The organism is Microbacterium sp. OR21 (assembly GCF_047306785.1).
In the GTDB taxonomy this organism is placed as follows: domain Bacteria; phylum Actinomycetota; class Actinomycetes; order Actinomycetales; family Microbacteriaceae; genus Microbacterium; species Microbacterium esteraromaticum_E.
Map to the genome: position 1 here is coordinate 584,509 of NZ_JAZEXJ010000003.1, position 13,736 is coordinate 598,244.

14 protein-coding genes are annotated in these 13,736 nt (G+C 69.3%); 6 read left to right on the plus strand and 8 right to left on the minus strand.

All coding sequences use genetic code 11. The features are described 5' to 3' along the window. The first annotated feature begins 109 nt into the window (after positions 1-109). From pepN to V2S04_RS11415, 4 genes are all read left to right on the plus strand, one after another. A complete protein-coding gene (gene pepN / locus V2S04_RS11400) occupies positions 110-2,686 on the plus strand; it encodes an aminopeptidase N (RefSeq protein ID WP_413638553.1) in 2,577 nt (858 codons plus the stop codon). Between the two features lie 76 nt (positions 2,687-2,762). Then, positions 2,763-3,827 carry a mechanosensitive ion channel family protein gene (locus tag V2S04_RS11405; protein WP_413638554.1) on the plus strand — a complete coding sequence of 355 codons (1,065 nt, stop codon included), beginning with the start codon at positions 2,763-2,765 and terminating at the stop codon, positions 3,825-3,827. After that, positions 3,824-4,270 carry a globin gene (locus V2S04_RS11410; protein ID WP_413638555.1) on the plus strand — a complete coding sequence of 149 codons (447 nt, stop codon included), beginning with the start codon at positions 3,824-3,826 and terminating at the stop codon, positions 4,268-4,270. Before V2S04_RS11405 ends, V2S04_RS11410 begins: the two co-directional genes overlap by 4 nt. Further along, on the plus strand, positions 4,270-5,934 hold the full coding sequence (locus V2S04_RS11415) for an FAD-binding dehydrogenase (RefSeq protein ID WP_413638556.1): 1,665 nt from the start codon (positions 4,270-4,272) through the stop codon (positions 5,932-5,934). Before V2S04_RS11410 ends, V2S04_RS11415 begins: the two co-directional genes overlap by 1 nt. Here V2S04_RS11415 and V2S04_RS11420 read toward each other — a convergent pair. After that, a complete protein-coding gene (locus tag V2S04_RS11420) occupies positions 5,931-6,596 on the minus strand; it encodes a hypothetical protein (protein ID WP_413638557.1) in 666 nt (221 codons plus the stop codon). The genes V2S04_RS11415 and V2S04_RS11420 overlap by 4 nt on opposite strands. 61 nt (positions 6,597-6,657) lie before the next feature. Here V2S04_RS11420 and V2S04_RS11425 point away from each other — a divergent pair, with 61 nt between their 5' ends. Next, the gene (locus V2S04_RS11425; RefSeq protein WP_413638558.1) at positions 6,658-7,548 is read left to right on the plus strand and encodes an acyl-CoA thioesterase; all 891 of its coding nucleotides are present in this window, start codon (positions 6,658-6,660) and stop codon (positions 7,546-7,548) included. A gap of 3 nt (positions 7,549-7,551) precedes the next feature. Here the strand turns inward: V2S04_RS11425 and V2S04_RS11430 are convergent, their stop codons facing one another. The 5 genes from V2S04_RS11430 to V2S04_RS11450 all read right to left on the minus strand — a co-directional run bounded on the left by V2S04_RS11430 (position 7,552) and on the right by V2S04_RS11450 (position 11,757). Then, a complete protein-coding gene (locus V2S04_RS11430) occupies positions 7,552-8,028 on the minus strand; it encodes an acyl-CoA thioesterase (protein ID WP_099196780.1) in 477 nt (158 codons plus the stop codon). 1 nt (position 8,029) lies between these two features. Beyond that, complete coding sequence (gene ettA, locus V2S04_RS11435) at positions 8,030-9,709, minus strand: energy-dependent translational throttle protein EttA (RefSeq protein WP_110554995.1); 1,680 nt, start codon at positions 9,707-9,709, stop codon at positions 8,030-8,032. Positions 9,710-9,924: 215 nt separating this feature from the next. After that, positions 9,925-10,407, minus strand: coding sequence for a DUF6993 domain-containing protein (locus V2S04_RS11440; protein ID WP_413638559.1), 483 nt, complete (start codon positions 10,405-10,407; stop codon positions 9,925-9,927). A 46-nt stretch (positions 10,408-10,453) separates the two neighbouring features. Then, the gene (locus tag V2S04_RS11445) at positions 10,454-10,990 is read right to left on the minus strand and encodes a single-stranded DNA-binding protein (protein WP_413638560.1); all 537 of its coding nucleotides are present in this window, start codon (positions 10,988-10,990) and stop codon (positions 10,454-10,456) included. A 143-nt stretch (positions 10,991-11,133) separates the two neighbouring features. After that, the gene (locus tag V2S04_RS11450; RefSeq protein ID WP_413638561.1) at positions 11,134-11,757 is read right to left on the minus strand and encodes a LysE family transporter; all 624 of its coding nucleotides are present in this window, start codon (positions 11,755-11,757) and stop codon (positions 11,134-11,136) included. A gap of 74 nt (positions 11,758-11,831) precedes the next feature. Between V2S04_RS11450 and V2S04_RS11455 the strand changes: the two genes are divergently transcribed. Then, the gene (locus V2S04_RS11455) at positions 11,832-12,539 is read left to right on the plus strand and encodes a 3'-5' exonuclease (protein ID WP_413638562.1); all 708 of its coding nucleotides are present in this window, start codon (positions 11,832-11,834) and stop codon (positions 12,537-12,539) included. Between the two features lie 58 nt (positions 12,540-12,597). Here the strand turns inward: V2S04_RS11455 and V2S04_RS11460 are convergent, their stop codons facing one another. Together V2S04_RS11460 and V2S04_RS11465 are read right to left on the minus strand one after the other, a co-directional pair. After that, complete coding sequence (locus tag V2S04_RS11460) at positions 12,598-12,852, minus strand: type B 50S ribosomal protein L31 (protein ID WP_099196416.1); 255 nt, start codon at positions 12,850-12,852, stop codon at positions 12,598-12,600. 86 nt (positions 12,853-12,938) lie between these two features. Beyond that, the gene (locus V2S04_RS11465; RefSeq protein WP_413638563.1) at positions 12,939-13,721 is read right to left on the minus strand and encodes an ABC transporter ATP-binding protein; all 783 of its coding nucleotides are present in this window, start codon (positions 13,719-13,721) and stop codon (positions 12,939-12,941) included. Positions 13,722-13,736 lie beyond the last annotated feature (15 nt).

The following is a 13,736-nucleotide window of genomic DNA, read 5'->3' on the forward strand; positions in this document are numbered from 1 at the left end:
TCGAGGTCTGCACCCGCACACGGGCCTGGCGTAGGCTGTCATGGTTGCCGTCGGCGCCAGCAGCGTCGACGCACCTCGACATCCCCTCCACCAATGGGAGAAATCAGCTGTGCCTGGAGAAAACCTCACACGTATCGAAGCGCAGGAGCGCCGTGCCGTCATCGACACGCAGTCGTACGAGATCTCACTCGATCTGACCAAGGGCGCGGAGGTGTTCGGCTCGCGCAGCGTGGTCCGCTTCACCGCGACGCCGGGTGCATCGACCTTCATCGACCTCATCGCACGCGAGGTGCGCGAGATCACCCTCAACGGCGAGCAGGTCGATCCGAGCGCCGCCTTCGCCGATTCGCGCATCGCCCTCGGCGACCTGCAGGCCGAGAACGTCCTCATCGTCGACGCCGACTGCCTGTACACCAACACCGGTGAGGGACTGCACCGCTTCGTCGACCCCGCCGACGGCGAGGTCTACCTGTACTCGCAGTTCGAGGTGCCCGACTCCCGTCGCGTGTTCGCGGTGTTCGAGCAGCCCGACCTCAAGGCGACGTTCCAGTTCACCGTGACCGCGCCTTCGGCGTGGAAGGTCGTCTCCAACTCCCCCACCCCCGAGCCGATCGTGCACGACTCCTCGTCGGGCTCCGAGGGCGTCGCGACCTGGGGCTTCGCCCCCACCCCCCGCATCTCGTCGTACATCACCGCTCTGGTCGCCGGGCCCTACGAGGCCACCTTCTCGGAGCTCACCAGCGCGTCCGGCAAGGTCATCCCGCTCGGCGTGTACGGACGCAAGAGCCTGTGGCAGCACCTCGACGCCGACTACATCTTCGACAAGACCCGTCAGGGTTTCGAGTACTTCGAGGCGAAGTTCGGCGTGCCGTACCCGTTCGAGAAGTACGACCAGCTGTTCGTGCCCGAGTTCAACGCGGGCGCCATGGAGAACGCCGGAGCGGTGACCTTCACCGAGACCTACGTGTTCCGCAGCAAGGTGACCGACGCCGTCAAGGAGCGCCGGGTCGTCACGATCCTGCATGAGCTGGCGCACATGTGGTTCGGCGATCTCGTGACGATGAAGTGGTGGAACGACCTCTGGCTGAACGAGTCGTTCGCCGAGTGGGCATCCACCATCGCCACAGCCGAGGCCACCGAGTGGGAGGCCGCCTGGACGACCTTCAACGCGATGGAGAAGACCTGGGCGTACCGCCAGGACCAGCTGCCCTCCACCCATCCCATCGTCGCGGAGATCAACGACCTCGAAGACGTGATGGTGAACTTCGACGGCATCACGTACGCCAAGGGCGGCTCGGTGCTGAAGCAGCTGACCGCCTGGGTCGGCATCGACGCCTTCTTCGCCGGGGTCGGGCAGTACTTCCAGAAGCACGCGTGGGGCAACACCGAGCTGAGCGACCTGCTCACCGAGCTCGAGGCCACCAGCGGCCGCGACCTGACCACCTGGGCGAAGAAGTGGCTCGAGACCGCCGGCGTCAACACCCTCGCCCCGGTCATCGTCGAAGACGCCGCAGGCGCGATCACCCGTTTCGCGGTGACGCAGACGGCCCCGGCCGACTACCCGACCATCCGTCCGCACCGCCTGGGCATCGGCTTCTACTCCCTCTCCGGCTCGGCGGGACGCTCCGAGCTCGTGCGCACGCATTACGTCGAGGTGGACATCGACGGCGACCGCACCGAGATCCCCGAGCTGCAGGGCCTCGAGCGTCCCGACATGGTGCTGCTCAACGACAACGACCTCGCCTACGCGAAGATCCGCCTCGACGAGCGCTCGCTGGCCACCGCGATCGAGCACCTGTCCGACATCGCCGACCCGCTCGCGCGGTCGCTGGTGTGGGGTGCGGCGTGGGACCAGACCCGGGATGCCGAGACGGCCGCCTCCGATTACATCGATCTCGTGCTCGGCAACATCGGCCACGAGACCGAGTCGACCACGGTGCGCACCACCCTCTCGCAGCTGCAGCTCGCCGCGAACATCTACGTCGCCCCCGAGTCACGGGCCACGGCCCGCGAGAAGATCGCGGACGGGCTGTGGGCGCTGGCCCAGCACGCGGAGGCCGGCAGCGACAGTCAGCTGCAGCTCGTCACCGCGTTCGCCAACTCGATCGCCACCCCCGAGCAGGCCGGCATCGTCGGTCGGCTGCGGGCGGGTGAGGAGACGCTGCCCGGTCTCGAGATCGACGCCGACCTGTCATGGCTGCTGCTCGCCGGTCTCGCCGCAGCGGGTGCGACCGACGCCGCCGCGATCGACGCCGCACTGGCCGCCGACAACACGTCCAAGGGCGCGGAGTTCGCCGCTCAGGCGCGCGCCGCCCTGCCCACCGCCGAGGCCAAGCAGGCTGCGTGGTCGTCGCTCATCGACAACAGCGACCTGCCGAACACCATCGTGCGCTCTGCCGCCCTCGGCTTCGTGCACCCCTCCGGTGTCGACGTGCTCCGGGATTTCATCCCGAAGTACTTCGAGATGCTGCTGCCGATCTGGGAGGAGCGCACCTACCAGATCGCCGACTACCTCGTCGTCGGCCTCTACCCGCGCTCCCTCGCGAGCGTCGAGCTGCGCGACGCGACGCGCGCCTGGCTCGCCGAGAATCAGGACGCCGCTCCGGCTCTGCGCCGTCTGGTGCACGAGAACCTCGCAGACGTCGAGCGGGCGCTGGCCGCGCAGTCCCGCGACGCCGAGGACTGATCCGCACGCACCACTCCGATGACACAGGGCCTCGGCGCACAGTGTGCGCCGAGGCCCTCTCGGTACCATCGAGATGATGAGCGCATACCTCGCGGCTGCCGCCGACCCCGCACCGAAGACCACCTGGGAGACGATCCTCGGGGTGCTCGTCGACGTCGGCTGGAACGCGCTCGCGGTCGCCATCATCATCGCCGTGTGCGCACTGACCGCGCTGCTGCTGCGCCTCGTGATCAGACGTGTGGTGCAGCGCATCGTGAACAGCGCGAAGACCAAGGCACGGGTGGATGACACGCAGGCTCTGGAGCGGTCGCCGCTCGCTGACATGCGTCTCGTGCAGCGCACGCGGACGCTCGGCACGATCCTGACCAACATCGTCAACGTGATCCTCGTGGTCGTCGCCATCGTGCTGGTGGTCAACCATCTGAACAAGGACCTCCTCGGCTCGCTGACACTGCTCACCGCCGCGGTCGGCGCGGGGCTCGGCTTCGGGGCGCAGAACATCGTCAAGGACGTCCTCAACGGGCTGTTCCTGGTGGCCGAGGACCAGATCGGCATCGGCGACGTCGTCGACCTCGGCCTGGCGTCCGGTGTCGTCGAATACGTCAGCGTCCGGATCACCCAGGTGCGCGACGTCAACGGCACGCTCTGGTACGTGCGCAACGGCGAGGTCACCCGCATCGGCAACATGTCCCAGGGCTGGGCACGCGCCATCGTCGACCTCGGCGTGTCGCCCGACGCCGATCTCGAGCTCGTCGAGAAGACCATGCTCGAGACCGCGCAAAACCTCGCGAAGGACCCGAAGTGGCGCACCCGCATCATCGCGAAGCCCGAGATCTGGGGGCTGGAGAGCATCGACGGCGACGCACTCGTGGTGCGGGTGGTCATGAAGACGCGCGCCAACGCCATGGACGACGTCTCGCAGGAGCTGCGGCGCCGGCTGCGCGCCGACCTGGCCGAGAAGGAGATCGGCGTGCCGCGCCTGGCGGCGGTCACCCTCTCGGGCCTCGAGGGCGCCCGCCGTGTTCGGGGCGCGAATCCCCCGGTCACCAAACCCAACCCGGTCACCGGAGTGCCGCGGATCGCCGACCGCGGCATCTGGCGGCGCAAGAAGACCACCGACGAGGAAGGCGGCGCGCAGTGACGTTCTACGACGAGGTCGGCGGCCGGCCCACGTTCGAGCGACTGGTTGCGGTGTTCTACCGCGAGGTCGCGCTCGACCCCGTGCTCAAGCCGATGTACCCGGAGGAGGATCTGGGGCCTGCCGCCGAGCGCCTCACCTGGTTCCTCGCCCAGTACTGGGGTGGCCCGAGCACGTACGGCGAGCAGCGCGGTCATCCGCGGCTGCGGATGCGGCACGTGCCGTTCCACATCGACCCGGACGCACGCGACCGCTGGCTGCGCCACATGCGCACGGCGCTCGACGAGGTGCAGCTGTCGCCGCTGCACGAAGCGACGCTCTGGGACTACCTCGAACGGGCCGCATATGCCATGGTGAACACATTCGAGCCCTCGGGCATCGGTGCCGGCCCGCAGGGCCGCCCGACGCTCGAGCACCGCGCCGCACCGGAGCCCACGGAGACCTGATGACAGCCCCGCCCCGCACCTCCGCATCCGACGTCCTCGTGATCGGGTGGGGGCTGGCGGGGCTGGTGGCCGCCGCCGAGGCGCTCGCCGCGGGAAGACGGGTGACGATCATCGATCAGGAGCCGCGTCAGAACCTCGGCGGACAGGCCTGGTGGTCGTTCGGCGGACTGTTCCTCGTCGACTCCCCCGAGCAGCGTCGGATGGGCATCCGCGACTCGCTGGAGCTCGCGCGACAGGACTGGTTCGGAAACGCCGGCTTCGACCGGCCGGAGGACGCGTGGCCGAAACGCTGGGCGGAGGAGTACCTGCAGTTCGCCGCCGGGGAGAAACGCGCCTGGCTGCGCGAGCGCGGGGTGGGCTTCTTCCCCGTGGTGGGCTGGGCGGAGCGCGGCGGTGGCAACGCCACCGGACCCGGCAACTCCGTGCCCAGGTTCCACATCACGTGGGGCACCGGCCCCGGCATCCTGAACCCGTTCGTCGCGGCGGTCGAGGCGGCCGAGGCGGAGGGGCGGGCGACGATCCTGCCCCGGCACCGCGTCACCGACCTGATCGTCGAGGACGGCGCCGTCGTCGGCGCCCGAGGGATCGTGCTCGCCGACACGCATGCGCCCCGGGGCGTTCCGACCTCGCGTGATCGCGTGACAGACTTCGAGGTCCGAGCGGATGCCGTGATCGTCGCCTCCGGCGGCATCGGCGGCGACCACGAACTGGTCCGCTCGTTCTGGCCCGACCGCCTCGGCACCCCACCCGAGCGCATGCTGACGGGCGTCCCCGCGTACGTCGACGGATCGATGCAGGCGGTCGCCCGAGCCGCGGGCGCAGACCTGATCAACCGCGACCGCATGTGGCACTACGTCGAGGGCATCGAGAACTGGGATCCGGTGTGGCCGGGCCATGGCATCCGGATCCTGCCCGGACCCTCCTCGCTGTGGCTGGACGCCACCGGCGCTCGGCTGCCGGTGCCGCTGTATCCCGGCTTCGACACCCTGGGCACGCTCGCACACCTGCGCCGCACCGGCCACGATCACTCGTGGTTCGTGACCTCGCTGAAGATCGTCGAGAAGGAGTTCGCGCTGTCGGGCAGCGAGCAGAATCCGGACCTGACCGGCAAGGATCTCGGGCTGCTGCTGCGCTCGCGGCTGGCGAAGGGGCCCACCGGACCCGTGCGGGCGTTCCTCGAGGAGGGCGCCGACTTCGTCGTCGAGGACGATCTGGAGTCGCTGCTTGCAGGCATGCGGGCGAGACCGGGCGGAGACGTGCTCGATGTCGACCGGGCGCGCGAGGAGGTGATCGCGCGCGATCGTGAGATCGAGAACGAGTTCACGAAGGACGGGCAGGTCGCCATGCTGCGATCCATGCGGCGCTACCGCGGCGATCGCCTGATCCGCACCGCGCCACCGCATCGGCTGCAGGATCCCGCCGCCGGACCGATGGTCGCCGTGAAGCTGCACGTGCTCACCCGGAAGTCGCTCGGCGGGATCCACACCGATCTCGACGGGCGTGCGCTGGACCTCTCCGGCTCGCCGATCCCCGGGCTCTTCGCCGCCGGTGAGGCCACCGGGTTCGGCGGCGGCGGGATGCACGGCTATCGCGCGCTGGAGGGCACCTTCCTCGGCGGATGCCTGTTCTCCGGCCGGCAGGCCGGCCGCGCCGCCTCGCGCTAGGAGTCGCCGCCGGTGCTGCGCACGGCGGTGAGCCCCGTGACCGCGGGTCCGCGGCTGAGCACGTGCCCCCGGGCGAGGGCGAGGCGCGTCCAGCGCCCCGATCGGGTCACCCGCACCTGCTCCGCGCCGCTGATGAACCCGAACGCGTGTGCGGCGAACGCGACCCCGCGCGGCAGGCCCGACAGCGCCTCGTCCGGCTCACCCCAGACGCGCGCCCGCAGTGCGCGGACGGCGTCCTCGCCGGCGCCGGGTGCGGTGCCGTGCGCCACAGCGGAGATCCCCCACTGCGCGCGTTCGGCGATGATCTGCGCGGTGAGGTCGCCGACGTGCATCCACTCGCCCCGGGGCGGCGCGACGCCCGCCCAGGCGGGCGCGCGGCCGGTGTCGGGCAGCGACAGCTCGTGAGGGTTCTCGCCTTCCGCGAGCTCGTCCACGACGATGTCGCAGCGAAGTTCGGGGTCGGCGCGCACGATGCGCATCGCGAGCACCGTCGGCGTCTGGTCGAACAGGCTCTGCGGCGCGAGCGCTGCGGCGGTGAGCGCGAGCACGCCGTCAGCCGCCTGCAGCCGCACCCCGTCGGCACCCGCCTGAGACGCCCGTCCGGCGAAGGTAAGCACGTCACGTGCGGTCTGAGCGTCGGCGAGCACGAGCGGTCTGGTCACGCCTCTACGTTAGCCGGAGCGCCGACGTGGGGCCGCCGAGCCGTCGACCTAGACTGGTCGGATGAGCGCTGAGCAGGATGCCCGCCGATCCGTGGACGCCCTCCTCGAGGTCCTCGACCTCGCCGAATCGGAGGCCAGGACCACCGAGGACATCTTCACCGGTCGGTCGCACTTCATGCCCACCGGGCGGGTGTACGGCGGTCAGGTGCTCGCCCAGTCGCTGGTCGCCGCCGAGCGCACGCTGAGTGAGGACCGGGTCGTGCACTCGATGCACGGCTACTTCCTGCGCCCCGGTGACACCACCAGCGGCATCACGTTCGCCGTGGATCGCATCCACGACGGGCGGTCCTTCTCGACCCGCCGCTGCCAGGCGTTCCAGGGCGGGGTGCCGATCTTCTCGATGATCGCCTCCTTCCAGGATGAGGATCCGGGTGCCGACCACGCCGAGCCCATGCCGGAGGGCCTGCCCGACCCCGAGCAGCTGCGCCCGGATGAGGAGCTGGTCGGCGAGGTGCACCCGCTGACCCGCAAGATGCTCACCGAGCGCCCCGCCGACGTGCGCCACGTGGAAGGTCCGCTCTTCATCGACGTGGCGGGCGAGCGCGTCGCGCACCAGGCGGTGTGGATGCGCATGCGCGCGTCGATGCCGGACGACCCGCGCGTGCACCGTGCTGCGCTCGCGTATCTCAGCGACATGACCATCCAGGAGTCGATCCTCCGCCGGCACGGCGTGACGTGGAGCACCCCGGGGCTCAAGGTGGCGAGCCTCGACCACGCGATGTGGTGGCACAGGTTCGGACGCGCCGACGAGTGGGTGCTGTACGCGCAGGAGTCGCCGAACGCCCGCGGCGGGCGAGGGCTGGCGACCGGCCGGATCTACGACCGCGAGGGCACGCTGCTCGCCAGCGTCGCACAGGAGGTCATGGTCCGGGTTCCGCAGCCGGAGGGCTGATCCTCAGCGACGTGCGTAGCTGATCGGGTCGCCGACGAACGGCTCCCACGCGGCGCGCATCTCCGGGCTGATCCGGGTGGGCCGGCCGGTGGCGGCGTCGACGAGCACGATCACCGCCGTGGAGCGCGCATAGAGCGTGCGCTGCACGCTCGCCGGGTCGTTGTGCACCTCGTAGCAGACCTCGAGGCTCGAGCCGCCGAGCTTGCCGAACCACATCTGCACCTCGAGCGGACGGCGCTGGTAGGGCACCGGTGCGAGGTACTCGATCTCCTGCCGGGCGATCAGGGTGAGCACGCCCTGCTCGATGCCCGAGTCGAGCACCGCCGTCGCCGGCGCCTGCTCCCCCGCCGCCGGCTTCCAGAAGGCGCGCACGCGCGCCTCCTCGAGAAGCTTGAGCATGGAGGTGTTGTTGACGTGGTTGAACGCGTCGAGGTCGCCCCATCGCAGGTGGATGGGGATGTGCAGGCGCCGGGATGTCACGTCAGTCGCGAGTCAGCTTGCGGTGGGTGGTGCGGTGCGGGCGAGCCGCCTCGGGACCCATGCGCTCGATCTTGTTCTTCTCGTACGCCTCGAAGTTGCCCTCGAACCAGTGCCACTGGGCGGGGTTCTCGTCGGTGCCCTCGTACGCGAGGATGTGGGTCGCGATGCGGTCGAGGAACCACCGGTCGTGCGTGATCACCACGGCGCAGCCCGGGAACTCGAGCAGAGCGTTCTCCAGCGAGCTGAGGGTCTCGACGTCGAGGTCGTTGGTCGGCTCGTCGAGAAGCAGGAGATTGCCGCCCTCCTTGAGCGTCAGCGCCAGGTTGAGGCGGTTGCGCTCACCACCCGACAGCACGCCGGCCTTCTTCTGCTGGTCCGGTCCCTTGAAGCCGAACTTCGACACGTAGGCGCGCGAGGGGATCTCGGTCTTGCCGACCGTGATGAAGTCCAGTCCGTCGGAGACGACCTCCCACAGCGTCTTGTTGGGATCGATGTTCGCGCGGGACTGGTCGACGTAGCTGATCTTGACCGTCTCGCCGATCTTCAGGTCGCCCCCGTCGAGCGGCTCGAGGCCGACGATGGTCTTGAACAGGGTCGTCTTTCCGACACCGTTCGGGCCGATCACGCCGACGATGCCGTTCGGCGGCAGGTTGAAGCTGAGCCCGTCGATGAGCATGCGGTCACCGAAGCCCTTGCGCAGGTTCTTCGCGTCGATGACGACGTTGCCCAGACGCGGGCCCGCAGGGATCTGGATCTCCTCGAAGTCGAGCTTGCGCGTGCGCTCCGCCTCGGCAGCCATCTCCTCGTACCGGGCGAGACGCGCCTTCGACTTCGTCTGACGACCCTTGGCGCTGGAGCGCACCCACTCGAGCTCGTCCTTGAGTCGCTTGGCGAGCTTGGCGTCCTTCTTGCCCTGGATGTCGAGGCGCTCGGCCTTCTTCTCGAGGTAGGTCGAGTAGTTGCCCTCGTAGCCGATCAGGCGGCCGCGGTCGACCTCGGCGATCCACTCCGCGACGTTGTCGAGGAAGTACCGGTCGTGCGTGATCGCGATGACGGCGCCCTTGTAGTCCTTGAGGTGCTGCTCGAGCCAGAGCACGCTCTCGGCGTCGAGGTGGTTGGTGGGCTCGTCGAGCAGCAGCAGGTCGGGCTTCTGCAGCAGCAGCTTGGCGAGCGCCACGCGGCGCTTCTCACCACCCGAGAGCGGCGCGATGGGCGCATCGGCCGGAGGTGTGCGCAGGGCGTCCATGGCCTGCTCGAGCTGCGAGTCCAGGTCCCAGCCGTCGGCCGCGTCGATCTCCTCCTGCAGCACGCCCATCTCGGCGAGCAGCGAGTCGAAGTCGGCGTCGGGGTCTGCCATCAGGGCGGAGATCTCGTTGAACCGGTCGAGCTTGGGCTTGATCGCCACGCCGTCCTGGATGTTCTCGAGGACGGTCTTCGTCTCGTCGAGCTCGGGCTCCTGCATGAGGATGCCGACGCTGAAGCCGGGGGTGAGCTTCGCCTCGCCGTTCGACGGGGTGTCGAGCCCCGCCATGATCTTGAGGATCGTCGACTTTCCCGCGCCGTTGGGGCCCACCATGCCGATCTTCGCCCCGGGGAGGAACGCCATCGTCACGTCGTCGAGGATGAGCTTGTCACCCACCGCCTTGCGCGCCCGCACCATGGAATAGATGTACTCAGCCATACCGTTCAACGCTCCTCTGGAAGACCTGTCTCAGCGCCCGTCACCCGGCGCAGCGCATGCCGGGGACGGATGCGCGAAGTGTGTGCGGCCGATCGCGGGACTTCTCCCATCGTGATCAGCTCAACTCCCCACCCTACCGGTCGTCGCCTGCGGCCGCGCTCAGCCGCCGCACCGCGGTCGCCGCGCTGATGCTCTCCTCGCCAGGACGCGGGCGCTCACCAGTCGATGGGCCGCGTCCGCCCGATCAGACAGGCCCCATCCGCCAGCCGCGGCATCAGCGCCGTCACCGGCTCACCCGTGGAGGGCCCGACCTGACCGACCAGGCACTGCGTCCGACTCCACGCCACCGAGAACTGCAGGCTCTCGGCCTGATTGCCGACGGTGCTGCGATCGGCTGTGACCTGCATGTCGTCACGGACGAAGCCGGCCTGCTCGAGCGCATCGACATAGGCCCGGCCGCGGTCGCGGGCATCCGAGGCCCACACGCGAGCGGTGACCGCCGTGAACGACTCGAGCGCCGCATCCGCATCCGTCGGCGCGGGTGTCGCCTGCGGCGGATCGGCGATCAGCGACGGCGTCGCCGCGGACGGTGGATCCGGTGAGCAGCCCGTCAGAGCGAGGAGGAGGATCCCCGCGCCGCCGATCAGCGCGCAGGCACGACGGGGCCGCCGGACGGAGACGGATGACCCTCGGTGCACGCCCAGAAGTCTAGGCGCTCGACCATCCGTCCCCGTCCCGGGCGCGTCACGAGAACGACAGCGCGCTCTCCTGCTGCGCGTCATCGGCGTCGGGCTCGCCGGCGACCTGGTCCGTCAGCGCCAGCCCGGCACCCCGCCACGCGTCCTGATCGGCTTCCGTCGGCTCCTCCGGGCTCGGCGCGACGTCGGACGATGCGGGCGCAGTGGGCTGCTCGGAGCGCGGTCGGCGCGCGAACGCACTCGTTCCGCGGCGCAGATCATGGCCGATCGCATCGGCGGTGATCTCGACGTCGATGCCCTTCTTGCCATTGGCCTCCCACTCCTTCTGCCGCAGCCGCCCGACCACGATCACCGGGTCGCCGCGATGCAGAGACGCCTTGGCGTGCTCGGCGAGGCTGCCGAACGCCGACACGGCGTACCAGTTGGTGACCCCGTCGACCCAGGCTCCGGTGCGCTGGTCGAAGTATCCCGACGACGTCGCGACACGGAAGTTGATCACGGCCTTCCCGGCGCGGGTCTCGTTGCTGATCGGGTCGTTGCCGATGTTCCCTGCGATGGTCAGGACGTCGTTCGTGATGCTCATGTGTGCTCCTTCGTTGCCGGGGCGTGCCCGGGTCTGAACAGCGTGCCCCTTCGCATCCGACATCTCCGCCTCGTATCCCGGCGACGGTGGAGAACTCCGGAGAAGAGCCGATCGGTGCAGGAAGACCGGAAGCGGCCGGCTCGTCAGTGCACGAGCAGCAGCAGAGCGGCGACGGCGATGAACAGCGATCCGAAGATCGAGTTCAGGATGCGCAGGCCGCGGGCATCACGCGTGAATCGGCGGAACGGCTTCGCCGCCGCAGCGAAGAAGAACCACATCACGAGGACGTCGACCACGATCACCGTGCCGACGAGCACCAGATACTGAGGAAGCGGGTCGCGGTCGAGGCGGACGAACTGGGGCACGAACGCGAGGAAGAACACGATCGCCTTGGGATTGAGCAGATTGACCCAGAACCCGCGTCGGAAGATCGACCACGCGCCCTCGCGGGCCCTGCCGATCCGCTCCATCGACTGGGGGTCGGGCTTCGCCACGATCAGCCGGATGCCGAGATAGATGAGGTACGCCGCCCCCGCATATCTGATGATCTCGAACAGCAGCGGCGACCGGGCGACGAGAAGCCCCACCCCCGCCGCGACGATCACGACATGCACGATGAGCGCGGCCTGCTGCCCCAGCACTCCCCACAGCGAACGCCGCCAGCCCTGCGCCAGGGCGTTGCTCATCGTGTTGATGGCTCCCGCTCCCGGAGTGAAGCTGATCACCACGCACGCCGCGAGCAGCGAGAGCCATACCGTCCAGGTCACCAGCACAGCGTAGTGATCCGGTGGCCGCGGAGTGCAATCGCGACGGTGTCGGCGGCCGCTCCTATGGTGAGGCCATGACTCTCCCGACCGACGCTCCGGCCTGGCTCACGCGCGTGGGCGTGTTCGATCTCGAGACCACCGGAGTCGATGTGACCAGAGACCGCATCGTCACCGCGCACGTCGGCGTGCTCGACCGGCACGGCCGAGAGCTGGCGGCACGTGACTGGCTGGCAGACCCCGGTGTGCCGATCCCCGACGGCGCGGCGGCCGTCCACGGCATAAGCACCGACCATGCCAGGGCGCACGGCCGACCGGCACGCGAGGTCGTGAGCGAGGTGGTTCGCGCCCTCCGCGCGCTGTTCGCGCAGGGGATGCCGATCGTCGCCTACAACGCGTCGTACGACTTCTCGCTCCTCGCGCACGAAGCCAGGCGCCACGGCATCCCGGAACTGGTCGCCCCCTCCCCCGTGATCGACCCGCTGGTGATCGACAAGGCGCTCGATCGGTACCGTCCGGGCAAACGCACGCTGACGGTCGTGGCCGATCACTACGCGGTTCCGCTGGACGATGCGCATGAAGCGTCTGCCGACGCCGTCGCGGCAGGTCGCGTCGCCCTCGCGCTGGCCGGCCGGTTCGCACTGCCACCGTCTGCGGCGGAGCTGCACACCCGGCAGATCGGCTGGGCCCGTGATCAGGCGACCAGTCTGACCGAGTACTTCGTCCGCATCGGCCGCCTGGACCCGGAGCAGACGCTCGACGGCATGTGGCCGGTGAGGGAGTGAGCGCCGGCGTAAGACGAAGGCCCCGCCTTCGATCAGACGGGGCCTCGTTGGCGGCTGCTTACTTGGAGCCGCCGAAGTTCTTGAAGCGCTGATTGAACTTCTCGACGCGACCGGCCGAGTCCATGATGCGCTGCTTGCCCGTGTAGAAGGGGTGCGAGGCCGAGGAGATCTCGACGTCGATGACGGGGTACTCCACACCGTCCAGCTCGATCGTCTTGTCGCTGGTGACGGTGGAGCGGGTGAGGAAGGTCTCGCCCGAGCCGAGGTCGCGGAACACGACGGCCTGGTAGTCGGGGTGGATGTCAGTCTTCATGGGATTCCTTACGTGGTGCCCTGGATTCTGCCAGGGACGAGGGAAGTCTGCGGTGCGATCGCACCAAGGATCTACTTTAGCACCTCTCAGGCGGCGCGCGCGGCGTAGCGGCCGCCGTCCTGCGTGAGCACGATCGGCATGCCGAACGCCTCCGTGAGGGCCTCGGCGGTCAGCGTCTCGGCGATCGGGCCCGCGGCCACGACCCCGCCCTCCCGGAGCAGGAGCACGTGCGTGAAGCCGACCGGGATCTCCTCGACGTGGTGGGTGACCATGACCATCGCCGGGGTGGTCGGCGATGCGGCGTAGCCGCTGAGCAGCTGCAGCAGCTCCTCACGGGCTCCGAGGTCGAGGCTCGCCGTCGGCTCGTCGAGCAGCAGGAGCTCGGGGTCGGTCATCACGGCGCGTGCGATCTGCACGCGCTTCTGCTCGCCGTCGCTGAGCGTGCCGAACAGGCGCTCGGCGAGGTGCTCGAGGTGCCAGTCGGCCAGGACACGACGTGCGCGGCGCTCGTCGATCGCCTCGTAGTCCTCGTTCCAGCGGCCCATCACCGAGAACGCCGCGGTCATGACGGTGTTCAGCACGGTCTCATCGCGCGGGATGCGTCGCGCCATCGCCGAGGAGGCGAAGCCGATCCGCGGACGCAGCTCGAACACATCCGTGCGTCCGAGGGTCTCCCCCAGCACGGTGACCGTTCCGGATGTCGGATGCATGAGCGTGTCGGCCAGCTGGAGCAGCGTGGTCTTGCCTGCGCCGTTCGGCCCCAGCACCACCCAGCGCTGATCCTCGGACACCGACCAGGTCACCCGATCGACGATGTTGCGGCCTTCTCGACGCACGACGACATCGGTGAGATCCAGAGCGCTCGACATGACGCCAAGCCTATC